Source organism: Aliisedimentitalea sp. MJ-SS2 (assembly GCF_032586155.1).
Classification (GTDB): Bacteria; Pseudomonadota; Alphaproteobacteria; order Rhodobacterales; family Rhodobacteraceae; genus JAWHTC01.
In genome coordinates, this window is record NZ_JAWHTC010000001.1 from 26,575 (window position 1) to 42,438 (window position 15,864).

Below are 15,864 nucleotides of genomic sequence, written 5' to 3' on the forward strand. Positions count from 1 at the left end.
CATGCGGATTGTATTCAAAAGAAGCTACGACGCCGATATTCGTCTCTTCAAACACGGTGCGCAGGCGTTCTGGTACATCCTGCTGTTGGTGGTCGCGATTGCGCTGCCTTACCTGGTGGGCGAGTTCTGGCTGGGCGAATTTACCTCGATGCTGATCTGGGCAGTGGCCGGTATGGGGCTGATGCTATTGGTTGGTCATACCGGGCAGGCGAGCCTTGGACATGCGGCATTCCTGGCCGTGGGGGCATATGCCAATGTGTTGCTGATGGAGAAGCTGGGACTGCCATTCCTGCTATCGCTGCCGCTGGCAGGGGTCGCGGCGGGATTGGCAGGGGCGCTGGTGGCGCTGCCGACGACCAAGCTGCACGGCATCTATATGGCGATTGCCACGATGGCGATTGCGATCCTGACCGAAGATATCATCGTGATCCTGGAGCCGTGGACCGGCGGGGTGAACGGCCTCTTTGCGCCGGACATCGAGATCTTCGGTGTGAACTTCAACCGCTATGGCAACATCACCGGGATGTATTGGCTGTACCTTGGGATCACATTGCTGGTCCTGCTGGGTTATCGCAACACGCTGCGCTCGCCCTTGGGGCGGTCCTTTGCGGCTGTCAGGGATAGCGAGATTTCGGCGCAGGCGATGGGGGTGAACCTGGCCCGTACGCGGACACTGGCCTTTGCCATGTCCTGTGCGATTACCGGGATTGCGGGCGCGATGATGGGGCATTTTTCCGGTATCTTCAACAACGAGACCTTCAATATCGTGATCTCGATTACACTCTTGCTGATGATCGTCATTGGCGGGATCGGGTTCATTCACGGCGCCTTTGTCGGGGCCTTCGTGATCGTGTTTTTGCCGCAGGGGATTAGCTTTACCCGTGATGCTCTATCGGGCGTATTCGGCAGTTCCTCCGTCACCATTCCCGGACTGGAAAGCGGGGTTTTCGGCGCAATCCTGATCGCGGTGATCCTGTTCGAGCCGATGGGGCTTTATGGTCGGTGGCTGAAAATCCGCACCTATTTTGAACTCTTCCCGTTCTATCGCCGTGACATGTTCAAGCGGCAGAAGAGCTATCTCAAGACGGAGCGGATGCGATGAGCCTTCTCGAGTTAGAAAATGTCACGTTGAAATTCGGCGGGGTTGTCGCGGTGGACGACGTATCCTTCTCGGTGGAAGAGGGCGAGGTGTTTGCCTTGGTCGGGCCTAATGGCGCGGGCAAATCAACGGTCTTCAACCTGATCAGCCGGATTTACGATCCCTTTGCCGGGGATATCCGGTTTGAGGAGCAAAGCATCCTGAGCAAGCAAAGCCACGAGATTGCGAGGCTGGGTATTGCCCGGACGTTCCAGAATATCGAGCTGTTCGAACAGGCGACGGTGTTGCAAAACCTTCTGGTCGGACGGCACACGCATCGCAAATCGAACCCGGTCAGCGAGGTGTTGTTCCTACCCAGCGTGCGGCGCGAGGAACGGCGGCATCGCAAGGCGGTGGAAGAGGTGATCGATTTCCTCGACCTGCAGCCCTATCGCGAGAAATACATCGCCGGGCTGCCTTACGGGGTGCGCAAAGTGGTCGAGATGGGCCGGGCGCTGGCGATTGAACCCAAACTGCTCTTGCTGGACGAGCCCGCGTCGGGGCTGTCAGTGGAAGAGACCCAGGACGTGGCCTTCTGGATCGAGGATATCAAGAAGCTGATGGGGATCACCGTGTTGATGGTGGAGCATGACATGCATCTGGTGAGCTCGGTCAGTGACCGGGTAATGGCGCTCGCCGATGGCAAGACGCTGGCGATTGGTACGCCAGAAGAAGTGCAGAACGATCCGAAGGTGATCGAGGCCTATATCGGGGCCGATGATGAGGAGGGCGCGGCATGAGCGAGCCCATTCTCAAGGTTGATAACCTGGAAAGCTACTATGGCCCGATCATGGCGATCCGGGGCGTGTCGTTGGAAGTTCACGAAGGGCAAATCGTCACCGTGCTGGGGGCCAATGGCGCTGGCAAGACGACGTTGCTCAAGACCATTTCAGGGATCATGGACCCCGAAAAAGGCACCATCAAGCTGGAAGGCCGCGACATTGCCGGAATGGAACCGGACAAGGTGGTGCGCCAGGGCGTGACCCATGTGCCCGAGGGGCGCGAGGTGTTTCCCCTGCTGACCGTCGAGGAAAACCTGCGGATGGGGGCCTTTACCCGGCATGACAATAGCGGAGTCGAGAGTGACCTGGAAATGGTCTACACCTATTTCCCGGTGCTGAAGGAACGCGCCAAACAGGCGGCTGGCACGCTGTCGGGCGGGCAACAGCAGATGCTGGCCATCGGCCGGGGGCTGATGGCGCGACCCAAGATCATGCTGCTGGACGAGCCATCACTGGGATTGTCGCCACTGTTGGTGCGCGAGATTTTCGGGATCATCAAGCGGCTCAACACCGAGCAAGGTGTGACCATGATGCTGGTGGAACAGAACGCCAAGGTGGCGTTGGACACGGCGCATTACGGCTATGTCATGGAGATAGGCCGGATCGTGATGAATGGCGAGGCGCCGAAACTGGCCGCCAGCAAGGATATCCAGGAGTTTTATCTGGGCGTGCGCGAAGAGGGTGAACGCGATCAGAAACGCTGGAAAAAACGCAAGACATGGCGCTAAGGGGGAGGGTGCGATGAATATCAGAGCGGATATGCCGGAGCAGATCACCCTGACGGGGCTGACCATCAACAAGGACCTTACGAAGGGGCCGTTCTATGTCGACGGCTTCGACACGCTGCCCAAGATGTTCAAGGCGCGCTGTGCCGAAATGGGCGACAAGGTGGCACACCGGGAAAAGGACTACGGTATCTGGCTGGAATACAGCTGGACCGATTTCTGGGAGCATGCGCGGCTGATCGGGTTGGGATTGCGGTCCTTGGGGATGCAGCGCGGCGACGTCGTGTCGATCCTCAGCGAGGACAACAAGGAGTGGATTTATTCCGACCTCGGGATTCAATGCATGGGGGGTATCTGTTCCGGCGTCTATACCACGGATTCGGCCTCGCAGCTGGAATACCTTGTGAAAGACAGCGGGTCGAAATTCCTGTTTGTCGAGAATGACGAGCAGCTCGACAAATACCTGTCGGTGGCGGGGAACATGCCGGGGCTGGTCAATGTGATCGTTTACGACCGCACGGGCCTGCACGAGTTTTCCGACGACCGGGTAATCTTTATCAAGGACCTCTATGAAATTGGCCGCAAGGAACTGGCGGCCAACCCGGACCTGTTTGAGACGGAAATCGACGCGGGCACACCGGAAGAAACGGCGTTGTTGGTCTATACCTCGGGCACGACCGGCATGCCCAAAGGGGTCGATATCACCCATGGCAACGTGATGTACACGATTTCGATCGGGCCTTCGACCCTGCCGGTCTATCCCGGCGACGAGCAGGTCTGTTTCCTGCCCCTGTGCCACATCCTTGAGCGGGTGATCTCGGTGTTCCAACCCATCGCCGGGCGTACGGTGGTGAACTTTGCCGAAAGCCCGGAAACGGTGTTTGAGAATATCCAGGAGGTCTCACCCAGCGTCTTCACCGGAGTGCCGCGGGTATGGGAGAAGATTTACAGCCGGGTTAGCATCCTGTTGGGAGATAGCACGCCGATTTCGCGCTGGGTGTTCAACCGGGCGGTGGCGGCGGGCCGGGCCAAGGCCGATTTGGAGGTCGAGGGCAAACCGGTGCCGGGAATGCTGGCGCTGCGCTACAAGTTCTGGGACTTTGTGGTGCTGCGCAATGTGCGCCGTATGCTGGGCATGGACAAATTGCGCAGGGGCACCACCGGGGCGGCGCCGATTTCGCCGGAGTTGCTGATGTGGTTCCGCTCGATCGGCGTGCGGGTCTTCGAAGGCTATGGGATGAGTGAAAGCACCGGGTTGATTTCGGTGAACACCTATGAAGACGACAAGATGGGTTCGGTCGGGCCCGCGGTGGATGGCAGCGAAATCCGTATCGCCGAGGACGGGGAAATCCAATATCGCGCCGGGAACGTTTTCAAGGGCTATTGGGGCAACCCCGAAAAGACCGACGAGACGATAACCGAGGATGGCTGGCTGCGGACCGGTGATGTTGGTTACGTGGATAACAAGGGGTTCCTGACCATCACCGGGCGCCTGAAGGATGTGATCATCACGGCAGGGGGAAAGAACATCACCCCGGCCGAGATAGAGAACCGATTGAAGTTTTCGCCCTATATCAGCGATGCGGTGATCATTGGCGACAAGCGCAAATACCTGACCTGCCTTGTGATGATTGATCAGGAGAATGTCGAGAAATTCGCCCAGGACAATCGGGTGCCATTTTCCGATTTCGCTTCGCTGTGCGCGACGGCGGAAGTGCGGGACCTGATCGGCGGAGTGATCGACGATGTGAACCAGGATTTCGCCCGGGTCGAACAGATCAAGAAGTTCCGCCTAATTGATCAACTGCTGACGGCGGAAGATGACGAGCTGACCGCGACGATGAAGCTCAAGCGGGGCTTTGTGGAGGAAAAACACAAGGCGCTAATTGACGACATGTACGCAAATTGACCAGACTGAAAGATAATAAAAGGGAGTATATGAAATGAAACAGACGTTTAAGCATACCACGCTTGGCCTCGTGGCCGCGCTGGGCCTAAGTGGCGCTGCGCTGGCCGAGACGCAAGGTGTGACGGATACCGAGGTCGTCGTGGGGTCGAACCAGGACATGTCGGGCATCTTTGCCGCCTTCGGGGCACCGGCGATCACCGCCGCCAACATGTATTTCGATGAGGTCAACGCCGCGGGCGGCGTACATGGCCGCCAGATCCGGCTGGTGGTCGAAGACCACGCCTACCAGATGCCCAAGGCGATGTCGGGGCTGAACAAGCTGGTGAACTCGGACAAGGTCTTTGCCATGCTTCTGAGCCTGGGGACGCCGATGAACATCGCGTCCTTCCCGCTTCTGGAAAAGAAGGGCATTCCGAACCTGTCGCCGCTGACCGCTGCGCGCCAGATGATCGACCCGCCGTCGCCCTATAAATTCGCCGGCACGGCGTCCTACTACAGCCAGATCGTGACCGGTGTGGAATATATGAAAGAGAACGAGGGCATCACCACCGCCTGCTCGATGTATATCCCGTCGGACTTTGGCCTGGAAATTCAGGAGGGCACGGTGGATGCTGCCAAGGCCCTGGGTATTCCGTTTGCCGCCGAGACCAAGCACAAGCCCGATGAGCTGGATTTTGTCGGCTCGCTGACCAAGCTGAAAAGCGAAGGCTGTGATCTGATCACCGTGGCGCTGGGTGTGCGGCAGGTGATCACCGCCGTGGCAACGGCCAAGAAAATGGGCTGGAACGACGTCAAATTCCTGGGTGGGTCTGCATCGTTTCACACCGCGATTGCCAAGGTGCCGGGCGGTGTGACCGAAGGTTTCTACGCCGGGTCGGGCTGGTCGGACCTGGCCGCGCGCATGGATGTGCCGGAAGTGGCCGCGTGGGTGAAGAAATATACCGAGGCCACTGGTGAGCCTTTCCCGGGCACCGGGGCCCTGCTGGGTCATGGTGCGGCTGTGTCCTTCGTCAAGGCGCTGGAAGGTGCAGGCAAGGACCTGACCACCGAAAGCTTCCTGGCGTCGATGGAAAGCCTGAACTACGAGGACGTGATTTCCAACAACACGGTCGATTACTCGGCCGAGGACCACCAGGGCGCCGACGAGATCATCATCTCGAAGATCGTCGACGGTAACTGGATGGAGCTGACCCGCAAGTAAGCGGTTCGGATTGACGGAATGGGGCGCCCCGGCAATCGTCGGGGCGCTCTTTTTTGTTGTGATGGGGTGGCAATTCGGCAGAGTGGTCCGGTGAGACAAGGGAACGAGATATGTCTGAACCGCTGGATCTTAAGGCGCTGCGCCACGCGTTTCATCGTGACCCGGAACTGGGGTTCCAAGAAGTGCGCACCAAGGCGAAGGTGTCAAGAATCCTGCGCGACTTGGGGTTAGAGGTGCATGAAGGTGCGGGCGTTGTCGGCGTGCTGCGCGCCGGGAGTGGCAACCGGGCGATCGGGTTGCGTGCAGATATGGATGCGCTGCCGATCCATGAGGTCAGTACGCATGCGTATGTTTCTGAAAATCCCGGAGTGATGCATGCCTGCGGCCACGACGGGCATACCACCATGCTGATCGGCGCGGCCGAGGCATTGGCGCGCGATCCTGATTTCGACGGCACAGTGGTGTTCATTTTCCAGCCCAATGAAGAGCACGGGCTGGGCGCGAAGGCGATGATCGACGAGGGGGTGCTGGAGCGCTTCCCGGTGGATGAGGTCTATGCCATTCACAACCTGCCCGGCGCACCGATGGGTCAGGTTTCGACGCGAACGGGGTTGATCTGCAACAGCGAGAGCCTGTTCGAGATTGCGATCAAGGGGCAGGGTGGACATGCCTCGATGCCGCAGGCGGGGCGTGATGCGATCACTATCGGGGCCGAAATGGTGCAGGCGTTGCAGAGCATCGTGGCGCGCAGGCTGGCCCCCGGGGCAGGTGCGGTGGTGTCGGTGACCGAGTTCCTGACCGACGGGCAACGCAATGTTCTGCCCGGCAATGCAACGTTGAAAGGCGATGTGCGGGCGCGGGCGCCAGAGGATCGGGAAGCGGTGGAAGGATTCATGCGCCAGATCGTCGGCGGTGTGGCGGCGGCGCATGGGGTTGCGGCGGAGATGAGCTTTAACACCGAGTTCATCGAGACAATCAACGCCGAAGCGCCGGTTGAGGCGGTGGTGCGCGCTGGACAGGCGGCTGGCCTGGAGACGATTGGCAATCGTGATCCAATGAGCTTTTCCGAGGATTTCGCCCATTTCAGCGCGGCGGTACCGGGGTGTTTTCTGCTGATCGGCAACGGGACCGAGGGGGGGTATGGGCAACCGCTGCATGCTGCAGATTATGATTTCAATGACGCTTTGTTGCCGGTTGGCGCGGCGTTCTGGCAGGCGCTGGTCAAGGACCGCTTGCCGAAACGGGAGTAAGGCATGTTCGAAGCACGGATGAAGGCGTTTCGCGAGCGGCTGGAAGGCGCCGGTGTCGATGTGGCGGTGATCACCGACGACGACAATGTCTATTACCTGACCGGTTACTATGACTATCTGCACATGGAGTTTGGCCGTCCGACGCTGTTGATCGTGCCGCGTGAGGGCGAGACCCTGCTGATCACACCGGTGATAGACGAGGTGGCCGCCAATGCCCACGCAAGGGTGAACAGGATTGCCGCCTGGAATGATGGGATGGGCGAGGAATGGCGTAGTGAACTGCCCGGGGTCTTGAAAGGAGCGTCGAGGGTCGCGATCGAGCCAGATCACATGCCGCCCTTGGTTCGGACCTATGTCGATACGCTTGTGCCGCTTGGCCAACAAGGTAGTGCCACTCCGATCCTGGCAGATATGCGGATGATCAAATCCGAACAGGAGCTGCAATTGGCGCGCCATGCCGGGCAGGTGGCCAACGCGATGATGGCGGCGGGGCGAGCGGCGATTGGCGATGGGGTGCCGGAATACGAGGTGGCGATTGCCACGTCGCAGGCAGGCACGCGCAAGGCCGCCCAGCTTCTGGCGGCGCATTATGATGATGCCGACATGTCGCCCAATACCCACTTTCTGCAGATCATGGCGTCAGGGGGTGAAATCACCAAGACCCATCACCGGGCGACGACCCGGATCATGCACCGTGGTGAACCGGTGTTCCTGTGCTTTTGTGGCATGACCAATTTTCACCGCTTCAAACTGGGGTTCGACCGGACCTTCTGGATTGGCGAGATCGCCAATTCCGAACAGGCGCGAATCTATGAGGTGGCTTTGGCGAGCCAGCAGGCAGCGCTGGCGGCTCTGGGGCCGGGGGTGACGGCGGAAAGCGTGCACGCAGCTTACGCCGAGGTGATCCAGGGAGCTGGATTTGATTACCCGTTCCGTTGTGGTCGGGCGACCGGGTTCAGTTTCCTCGAAGCGCCTCAGCTGGTGACCGGGGACAGGACGGTGCTGCAACCGGGTATGGTGCTGGCGGTTGATGGTTCGGTCGCGGTCGAGGGGTTCCGGGCGCAGGTGGGCGACAGTTTCATCGTAACCGAGGATGGGTATGAGCCCCTGACCGATCATCCCAAGGCGCTGGATCAATTGGTGTTGTGAGGTGCCAATTGGGCGATGCTGATGCGTCGGTATAGCCGTGATTTGACGGAACAGTGTTCAGTCTTTTCTGGCGTAACCATTCAACATGTTAAGCCCGGGCGAAAACAAGGCGTGTAGCGGTGCCGTGCGATCACCAGACCGCTCGCAGGGCTGGTGACTTCGCAAGGGTAACGCAACGCCGTGAGTTAACGCGGACTCATCGGGGACAAAGTGGACGAAACGTGCGCTGTACCACCATTTCACGATCTGGCGGCCGCACGACTTCCCCTCAGTGCCCGCTCGAGGCCAGACCCGGGCTTTTCACGCCATCAGGCCGCCCGGCTGCCACTCTTGCCGCCACGCCGGCGATTGCGCCGACGCTGGCCGCCGGCAGGCTTACCTTGTCCGAGCTTGCCCGCCCGGGGTTTGCCTTGCACGCCACCGGGCTTGCCACCACGCCCACGGCCACGACCCTGACCGCCGCCGCCGCCGCGTACCGGTTTAACCTCTTCATGTTTTTCCCACTCCCGGCCCGAGGCCACGGGGATTTTGATCCCCATCACCTTCTGGATGGCGCGGAATTCGTCCATCTCGTCGGGTGCACAGAAGGCCACCGCGGCGCCATCGGCCCCGGCCCGTGCGGTGCGGCCAATCCGGTGCACATAGTTGTCCGGCACGTTGGGCAGGTCATAGTTGTAGACATGGCGCACCAGCGGGATATCGAGGCCCCGTGCAGCCACATCCGTCGCGACCAACACCTTGATCTCACCGGATTTGAACGCCGCGAGCGCTTTGTCACGCTGCCCCTGGCTCTTGTTGCCGTGGATCGACGCGGCCGCAAAACCCGCCTGTTCCAACTGCCGTTTCAGTTTCTCCGACCCGTGCTTGGTGCGGCCAAAAACCAGCGCCGCCTCGTCCGGATGCTCGCCCAGCAGCTCGATCAGCAGATTCGCCTTTTCAGCCTTGGCAATGAAATGCACCACCTGGGTGACCTTGTCGGCAGCCTTGCCGGGGGGCGAGACTTCAACCCGCACCGGGTCCTTCAGATACGTTTTGGCAATCTCTGCCATCTGCTTGGCCATGGTGGCGGAAAAACACATCGTCTGGCGTTCATTCGGAATCAGGGCCGCGATTTTGCGCAGATCATGGATGAAGCCCATGTCCAGCATCTGGTCAGCTTCGTCCAGCACCAGGAACTCGGTCTCGCGCAGGTCGATCGCGCGCCGGTCCATCAGGTCCAACAGACGCCCCGGTGTCGCCACCAGGATATCCATGCCGCGCGCCAGCCGGTTGATCTGGCCGTTGATCCCGGCCCCGCCAACCACAAGGCCCACCTTCAGCGGCGTGCCTTCAACCAGTTCGCGCAGCGCATCGCTGATCTGTTTGGCCAATTCGCGCGTCGGCGCCAGAACCAGACCGGTCACGGTCTTGGGATTGGGTCGCCCGTCAAACTCCAGCATCGCCGAAACCAGCGGCAGGCCAAAGGCAAAGGTCTTGCCGGTACCGGTCTGGGCCAGGCCCATCACGTCGCGCCCCTCCATCGCATGCGGAACCGCCTGCGCCTGGATCGGGGTGGGCGTTTCCAGCCCCATGTTGGCCAGTCGCGTCAGCAGATGCTTGGGCAGGCCCATCTCGTTGAAATTTTTCAAACTCTTGTCCTTTCACGGCAGACCACTGGCCCGCCAGATATGCAAATACCCGGCCGCGCCCCGCATGGGCCGTCCGGTGTCGTGGTTTCGCCGATGGGCCTGACAGGAGGGCCGATTGCCCTCGCCTGCCGCCTTGGCGTAAGAACCCACGCGTGATTTTGGGAACATCACTCGACGCTTTTCTTCGGCTCCGGTTGGCCCGGATGTTGCTTCACCTGCTCACGCGGCAGAAAGCGTCGGTTGAGAGGCAAATGGCCCTTGTCCGACTTAAAGTCAAGTCAAACCATCTGGAAATCACGTCGCGCATTGGCTAAACCGGGGGTCCATCGAGGGGCAAATAATGACAAACATGGGCCAGATGAGCGATACGATCACCTCACGTTGCGAGGCAAAAGGCCTGCGCATGACCGGCCAGCGCCGCATCATCGCCGCCGTGTTGCAGGAAAGCGATGACCACCCCGATGTCGAGGAACTCTACACCCGGGCCAGTGCGCGCGACGAAGGCATTTCCATTGCCACGGTCTATCGCACGGTCAAACTCTTCGAAGAGGCCGGGATCATCGACAAGCTCGAATTCGGTGATGGCCGGGCGCGCTATGAAGATGCCGAACGCGAACATCACGACCACCTGATCGATCTCAATTCTGGCGAGGTGATCGAGTTTGTGGAGCCCGAGATCGAAGCGCTGCAGGAAAAGATCGCCGAGAAATTGGGCTACCGCCTCAAGGGTCACAAGCTCGAGCTTTACGGCGTGCCGATCAACAAACCGGGCAAGTAATTTCGCGGTTTTTCACTCTGGTCGTGCCCTCAGTTTGTCACGCAGCACCGCGATCAGCTTGTGATTGGGTTCCGCCGGTGCATCGCCGAACTCGCTCAGATACACCCCCATCGCCGATCCATGGTAGTTCCACAGTGAATAGCTGACCCCGTACTCGTGAAAGATGTCCAGAACGTCGGCCATCCAGACCTCGCCGCCCTTGCCGTCGATCTCGAACGTGTCCCGCATTGTGCCGAATTCCATCACTGAGACCGGAACATCGTTGTCGATCCCGAACTGGTACATCTTCAGAAATTCGGCCTCGATAAATTCCCTGTCACGGAAGTGAAATCCTACCCCGCCGCCGTCTTTCGGGTCGGTATAGAAATTCAGCTCCAACCCGATATAGCCAGCATCGCCAAGGGTCTCGTCTTGATAGACCACGCCCGCGCCCGCCATGTAGCCGGTAATCTTGTAGTGGTTGCCCGGTGTTGCCTTGAACCAATGGCGATCGCTGCTCCATCCCAGGTAATCATCTTCAGTGGTATTCCCGTCGATCCTGAGGCTGGCATTGTCGTTGGCGCCCGTTGTCTGTGACCTGGACAACACCTGTGACGCTCCGTCCCCATCCGAACTCCAGGGCCACCAATGCCAAACGCTCTCTTGTGTAAGGGGTGCATTGACGATTCTCGAAACGCGCCTGGTGCTGACATCGAATTCAAGCACTTCGATCCTGTCAAAACGGGCACTGCCCCGCGCACCCGACCGGGCCGTCGCGATCGGCAGCCCGGCAACGACATCGGGATTATCCAGGCGAACCCATTCGCTCTGGTATTTGCGCCAAGGCGTGTCTTTTTCCTGCAACCGCGGGCTTCGAATGCTGCTCGACCAAACAAGAACCTGCTGGCCGGTAGGAATTGGCGTGCCCAGGTCGGGGTAACCTCTCTGGTCTCCCAGCGAAGATGCGGTCCACGTGGCATTGTGATGGGTGAACTCCACCGGCACGTAAAAGTGGAAATCATACATCGTGTTTGAATCCCGCACCAGAAACTGCGAGGCCGGGCCAAGCGCTGAATAGGTCTTGTTCGTCCCGTAAAGCGCCCCGACAATCAGAAGATGGTTCCTGTCCACCTCCCGTATCGCACGTGCAATTTCCTGGGCCAGGCTGCGCCATTGCGTACCGGTGTCATCCTCGGTGACCGCTTCGTTCAGGATCTCATAGCCCGCGATAGCCGGCTCATTCCTGTAGCGTTTTGCAATCGCGCGCCACATGTCGACGGTCTGCTGACGAACACCCTCATCCGTCCAGATGCTGAAATCACGAGTTGCACCATTTCCGGCCAACCAATCGCCGCCAATCGGTACGTGTAGATCAAGCGTCAACAAGACGTCATGCGCGCGGGCCCAGGCAATGTTGCGGTCAAGCCAAGCCCAGAACGCCTGACGATCCTGTTGGTACCAATTGCCGTTGAAACCAAAGCGCACGCTGTTGAACCCCAGCGCGCGCACGCGGGCAAAGTCCCCTTCGGAATGATGGCTGGACGCCTCGAGGCTGAAGCCGTTATTGCCAAGTTCGGCCCAATAGTAGTTCGAGAAACTCACTGATCGCAGGCGAATACTTTGCTCATTGCGGACAAGCTGACGCCCTTCCGCTCGAACGAACTCTTCGCGGGTGACCGGGGAAACACTCAAATACGCCCATAGAAAAATCGGAAACAGGTAGACCAGTAAAAAGACGATCAGAGCTGGTTGGGTGGCGTGCCTGCGAATGGAACCGCCCCTTCGTCCTCTTTGCCTTCATCCAGACACTAGTCCGGAGGGTGCCCCCGGCGCAATCCGCTGCAAAAAGCCTACCCCGCCCCTAGACATTTCCGCACCACATCGCCAAGGACGGCCTGTCCCCTGCGTGAAAGGCGCGCCCATGGCCAACAATAACCTCCGAGGCATCGCCTTACTGATTACCGCCATGGCGTTCTTTGCTGCGACTGATGCGTGCGTGCAGCTCGCCACCCAGACACTGCCCAAGGGGCAGGTCTTGTCGCTCATGGGGGGTGGCGGGGCGTTGATTTTCGCCGCGTTGACGCGTTCCAAGGGCCATCGCCTTATCGCCGCCGACCTGGTCAGCTGGCCGATGCTCCTGCGCAACTCGGCAGAAATCGTCGCCACTTTCAGTTTCGTCACCGCGCTGTCTACGGTCGGCATCTCGCTGGCTTCGTCCGTTATTCAGGCCACGCCGCTGGCTGTCACATTCTTTGCCATCATCCTGTTGAAGGAACAGGTCGGCTGGCGTCGGTGGGGCGCGATCCTGATCGGTTTTGCCGGTGTGTTGATCATTCTGCGCCCCGGCCTTTCAGGGTTCGAACCCAACGCGCTCTGGGCTGTTGCCGCCATGCTGGGTCTTGCCCTGCGTGACGTGTCGACCCGCCTGATGCCGGGCACCACGCCGTCAACCCGCATCGCTTTTTACGGCATGGCCGTTCTGACCCTGGGCGGCTGGGTGCACATGCTGCTGATCGAACCGCCCCAACCCCTCACCGTGGCCTCATCGAGCTATGTACTTGGCACCGTGGTTCTTGGGTCACTGGGCTATTTCGCGATGATCCAAGCGATGCGGACAGGCGAGATTTCGGTCGTCGCCCCGTTCCGCTATATCCGGATCATCTTTGCCCTTATCGTCGGGGCCATCGTTTTCGGTGAACGCCCCGATTTGCTCACCTATCTCGGCTGTGGCATTACCATCGCCGCCGGGATCTATGCCTTCTGGCGCGAAGCCCGCCTCTCGAAAAAAGGAAACGCATCATGATGAAAGCAAACGTCAAATGGGTCGGTGACCGCACCTTTGTCGGCACCGCAGGCAGCGGCCACGCTATTGCCTTTGGTGCAGCCCACGGGGAGAGCGGCGTCAAACCCGGTCCCTCGCCGATGGAACTGCTGCTCCTTGGCACCGGCGGCTGTTCGGCCTATGACGTGGTGCACATCCTTGAACGCGGCCGCGAACCGGTCGAGGATGTCGAAGTCCAGATCGAAGCCGAACGCGCCGACACCGATCCCAAGGTCTACAAGACCATTCACATGCATTTCATCATCAAAGGTCGCGGCCTCAACCCGGCCAAGGCCGAACGCGCCGTGTCGCTCTCGATCGAGAAATACTGTTCGGCCTCGGCGATGATGGCAGCAACGGCAACCCTGACCCATGATTTCGAAATCATCGAGACTGCCTGACATCTGGCACCGTGTCACATGACAAATGCATCGCCAAAGGTGCTATAATTCGGGCGAAGTTATAGGCCCGATCACTGCGGCTTGCCCGTCTCCACCACATCGAATCCGACGGCGCGCAGGATCAGGGCTGCGCATAACCCTTGATGTGAAGGGACACCTGCCCATGCTCGGATCCCACGACCTGCTCCTCGCCACCTGCCTGGCGCTCACTCTGACCGTCTCGCCTGCCATGGCCGACAGCCATGACACAGCCGCCACGGACCCAACGCTCTACCAGCCCGAGCATTACCTTATCGCGCCCCCCGGTACGCCACCGCTCAGCAATTTTTACACTGTTCCCGGATTCCGGCCGGTCGATCCCAGCTGCTATTCCGGCACATTGACCTGGCACACCGAGGCGCTCATCCCGATCGGCGGTGGCGCCCGTTTCTACGCCGATGAGCGCGTCACCCTGCACGCCTTCGGCGCCGGCGATTTCGGCCACGGCCATAGCTGGAGCCTCTCGTCTGACCCGGTCTCTATCGCCGGGCTCACCACCGTGTCCTCGGGCAGTGGCAGCGGTGCGGCAAGAGCGCAACTGTGGCTCTCGACCGAGGATGGAACCTACCGCCTCGTCACCGATGTGCAGCCCCGTGTCGGTTTCTACCAGATAAGCACCACCGGGGCGATTTCGCGCACCGTGACCGAGGACTTTTACTTTGGCTTTGGCGATCACCATTACTCCTATGTCAACCTCAGCCAGCTCGAAGCCGCCTCGGGGCATCCCGAAGTGGCTGCCGCGCTTACCAGCATCCGCGCCGTCCTGTCGACCCGCCCGCCCAATGTCTTCATGGGATCTGTTGCCGGGCTTGGTGCCCCCCCGTACCGTATCGAGAACGTAGACAACATGGCCTTCGCCTGGGGCGTTCAGGGCCAGGGTCGCCGTATTGTCTCGGTACAGGTGACCTGCGCCGATTTCCTGCGAGAAGAGTAGGTTACGGAAAACTCGATCGATTGCGTCCGGGCGCCGGAAAACTTCGAGCCCGAGGTAGAACGCTTTTGGGCTCAAGCCGGCACTCGAGTACCCCGTCTCGCCCCTTCATCTGATCGAAAAAATCCCGGGGAGCTGGTCCTCGCAGCGGCAAGTTGGGTGGCAAAATGCCATGCATTTTGCACCTTGTCGGATTGCGAAGGTAATTCGAAAGTCTGTTCAAATCTTAAAGTGATGATGAATGCGGTCAAACGCTGAAGGGGCTTTGTGATTCAACTGCCCTGATTTTTCCGGGGTGACTCGCTTTCCGAAATAAGTTATACAACATAACTATTATTCGATTCATCTAATGGAGAACTCAATGACCGATGACATGCTTCTGGTGGACGTTGAGGACGGGATCGCGACCCTGACGATGAACCGCCCGGACAAGCGCAACGCCATGTGCGACGAGCTTTTGCATGCGATTGACGGGTTCTTTCGTGCGCCCCCGGAAGAGGTCAAGGCGGTGGTTTTGACCGGAACGGCGGGACACTACTGTTCCGGACTGGACCTCAGCGAACATAAAAGCCGGGATGCCGAGGGCACGATGCGCCACTCGCGTGGCTGGCACGAGGTGATGGACCGCATTCAGTATGGCGGGCTGCCGGTCGTCAGCGCCATGTTCGGCGCGGTGATCGGCGGCGGGCTCGAACTGGCCACGTCGACCCATGTGCGGATTGCCGAACCTTCAACCATTTTCCAGCTACCCGAAGGGCGGCGCGGGATATACGTCGGCGGCGGTGCCAGCGTACGGGTCGGCCGTATCCTGGGTGCCGACCGGATGGTCGAAATGATGCTGACAGGGCGCAAATACGGGGCCGAGGATGGCTATGTGCTGGGCCTGACCCACTACAGCGTCGGTGAGGGCGAGGCGCTGAACATGGCGCAGGACCTGGCGCGCAAGATCGCGCGCAACGCACCGCTGTCGAACTATGTGATGATCCACGCGCTAAGCCGGATCGAGGATATGGACAAGGCCGGAGGGCTCTTTACCGAGAGCCTTTGCGCGGCGCTGACTCAGACCAGCCCGGACGCCATCGAGGGGCTGGCGGCGTTCTTGGAAAAACGCGCGCCGAGTTTCGGGGCCTGAG

The 15,864-nt window shown here is 59.9% G+C and carries 14 protein-coding genes; 12 read left to right on the plus strand and 2 right to left on the minus strand.

Annotation, left to right across the window (positions count from 1 at the left end; genetic code table 11):
- Position 1: 1 nt before the first annotated feature.
- From RXV86_RS00130 to RXV86_RS00160, 7 genes are all read left to right on the plus strand, one after another.
- Positions 2 to 1,102 carry a branched-chain amino acid ABC transporter permease gene (locus RXV86_RS00130; RefSeq protein ID WP_316296771.1) on the plus strand — a complete coding sequence of 367 codons (1,101 nt, stop codon included), beginning with the start codon at positions 2 to 4 and terminating at the stop codon, positions 1,100 to 1,102.
- The gene (locus RXV86_RS00135; RefSeq protein ID WP_316296772.1) at positions 1,099 to 1,878 is read left to right on the plus strand and encodes an ABC transporter ATP-binding protein; all 780 of its coding nucleotides are present in this window, start codon (positions 1,099 to 1,101) and stop codon (positions 1,876 to 1,878) included. Before RXV86_RS00130 ends, RXV86_RS00135 begins: the two co-directional genes overlap by 4 nt.
- Complete coding sequence (locus tag RXV86_RS00140) at positions 1,875 to 2,648, plus strand: ABC transporter ATP-binding protein (protein ID WP_316296773.1); 774 nt, start codon at positions 1,875 to 1,877, stop codon at positions 2,646 to 2,648. The genes RXV86_RS00135 and RXV86_RS00140 overlap by 4 nt, the downstream gene beginning before the upstream one ends.
- Before the next feature lie 13 nt (positions 2,649 to 2,661).
- A complete protein-coding gene (locus RXV86_RS00145) occupies positions 2,662 to 4,554 on the plus strand; it encodes an AMP-binding protein (RefSeq protein WP_316296774.1) in 1,893 nt (630 codons plus the stop codon).
- Between the two features lie 34 nt (positions 4,555 to 4,588).
- Positions 4,589 to 5,755, plus strand: a complete 1,167-nt coding sequence (locus tag RXV86_RS00150) for an ABC transporter substrate-binding protein (RefSeq protein ID WP_316296775.1) — start codon at positions 4,589 to 4,591, stop codon at positions 5,753 to 5,755.
- Positions 5,756 to 5,865: 110 nt separating this feature from the next.
- Positions 5,866 to 7,005 carry an amidohydrolase gene (locus tag RXV86_RS00155; RefSeq protein WP_316296776.1) on the plus strand — a complete coding sequence of 380 codons (1,140 nt, stop codon included), beginning with the start codon at positions 5,866 to 5,868 and terminating at the stop codon, positions 7,003 to 7,005.
- Between the two features lie 3 nt (positions 7,006 to 7,008).
- A complete protein-coding gene (locus RXV86_RS00160; protein WP_316296777.1) occupies positions 7,009 to 8,154 on the plus strand; it encodes a Xaa-Pro peptidase family protein in 1,146 nt (381 codons plus the stop codon).
- A 308-nt stretch (positions 8,155 to 8,462) separates the two neighbouring features.
- On the opposite strand, the gene RXV86_RS00165 is transcribed toward RXV86_RS00160, so the two are convergent.
- On the minus strand, positions 8,463 to 9,782 hold the full coding sequence (locus RXV86_RS00165; protein WP_316296778.1) for a DEAD/DEAH box helicase: 1,320 nt from the start codon (positions 9,780 to 9,782) through the stop codon (positions 8,463 to 8,465).
- Between the two features lie 358 nt (positions 9,783 to 10,140).
- Here RXV86_RS00165 and RXV86_RS00170 point away from each other — a divergent pair, with 358 nt between their 5' ends.
- Positions 10,141 to 10,560, plus strand: a complete 420-nt coding sequence (locus RXV86_RS00170) for a Fur family transcriptional regulator (protein WP_316296779.1) — start codon at positions 10,141 to 10,143, stop codon at positions 10,558 to 10,560.
- Positions 10,561 to 10,572: 12 nt separating this feature from the next.
- On the opposite strand, the gene RXV86_RS00175 is transcribed toward RXV86_RS00170, so the two are convergent.
- Positions 10,573 to 12,141 (minus strand): cellulase family glycosylhydrolase, encoded by a 1,569-nt coding sequence (locus tag RXV86_RS00175; RefSeq protein ID WP_316296780.1) that lies wholly within the window; start codon positions 12,139 to 12,141, stop codon positions 10,573 to 10,575.
- Between the two features lie 319 nt (positions 12,142 to 12,460).
- Between RXV86_RS00175 and RXV86_RS00180 the strand changes: the two genes are divergently transcribed.
- The 4 genes from RXV86_RS00180 to RXV86_RS00195 all read left to right on the plus strand — a co-directional run bounded on the left by RXV86_RS00180 (position 12,461) and on the right by RXV86_RS00195 (position 15,863).
- Complete coding sequence (locus RXV86_RS00180; RefSeq protein ID WP_316296781.1) at positions 12,461 to 13,342, plus strand: DMT family transporter; 882 nt, start codon at positions 12,461 to 12,463, stop codon at positions 13,340 to 13,342.
- Positions 13,339 to 13,761: an OsmC family protein gene (locus RXV86_RS00185; protein WP_316296782.1), complete on the plus strand. Its 423-nt coding sequence runs from the start codon at positions 13,339 to 13,341 to the stop codon at positions 13,759 to 13,761. Before RXV86_RS00180 ends, RXV86_RS00185 begins: the two co-directional genes overlap by 4 nt.
- Positions 13,762 to 13,924: 163 nt before the next feature.
- Positions 13,925 to 14,734, plus strand: coding sequence for a hypothetical protein (locus RXV86_RS00190; protein ID WP_316296783.1), 810 nt, complete (start codon positions 13,925 to 13,927; stop codon positions 14,732 to 14,734).
- 358 nt (positions 14,735 to 15,092) lie between these two features.
- The gene (locus RXV86_RS00195) at positions 15,093 to 15,863 is read left to right on the plus strand and encodes a crotonase/enoyl-CoA hydratase family protein (RefSeq protein ID WP_316296784.1); all 771 of its coding nucleotides are present in this window, start codon (positions 15,093 to 15,095) and stop codon (positions 15,861 to 15,863) included.
- Position 15,864: the final 1 nt, after the last annotated feature.

Coding starts and splice junctions, on each gene's coding strand:
- RXV86_RS00135 (WP_316296772.1), top strand. CDS start 1,099: ATGAGCCTTCTCGAGTTAGAAAATGTCACGTTGAAATTCGGCGGGGTT.
- RXV86_RS00150 (WP_316296775.1), top strand. CDS start 4,589: ATGAAACAGACGTTTAAGCATACCACGCTTGGCCTCGTGGCCGCGCTG.
- RXV86_RS00160 (WP_316296777.1), top strand. CDS start 7,009: ATGTTCGAAGCACGGATGAAGGCGTTTCGCGAGCGGCTGGAAGGCGCC.
- RXV86_RS00130 (WP_316296771.1), top strand. CDS start 2: ATGCGGATTGTATTCAAAAGAAGCTACGACGCCGATATTCGTCTCTTC.
- RXV86_RS00140 (WP_316296773.1), top strand. CDS start 1,875: ATGAGCGAGCCCATTCTCAAGGTTGATAACCTGGAAAGCTACTATGGC.
- RXV86_RS00170 (WP_316296779.1), top strand. CDS start 10,141: ATGAGCGATACGATCACCTCACGTTGCGAGGCAAAAGGCCTGCGCATG.
- RXV86_RS00195 (WP_316296784.1), top strand. CDS start 15,093: ATGACCGATGACATGCTTCTGGTGGACGTTGAGGACGGGATCGCGACC.
- RXV86_RS00180 (WP_316296781.1), top strand. CDS start 12,461: ATGGCCAACAATAACCTCCGAGGCATCGCCTTACTGATTACCGCCATG.
- RXV86_RS00145 (WP_316296774.1), top strand. CDS start 2,662: ATGAATATCAGAGCGGATATGCCGGAGCAGATCACCCTGACGGGGCTG.
- RXV86_RS00155 (WP_316296776.1), top strand. CDS start 5,866: ATGTCTGAACCGCTGGATCTTAAGGCGCTGCGCCACGCGTTTCATCGT.
- RXV86_RS00185 (WP_316296782.1), top strand. CDS start 13,339: ATGATGAAAGCAAACGTCAAATGGGTCGGTGACCGCACCTTTGTCGGC.
- RXV86_RS00190 (WP_316296783.1), top strand. CDS start 13,925: ATGCTCGGATCCCACGACCTGCTCCTCGCCACCTGCCTGGCGCTCACT.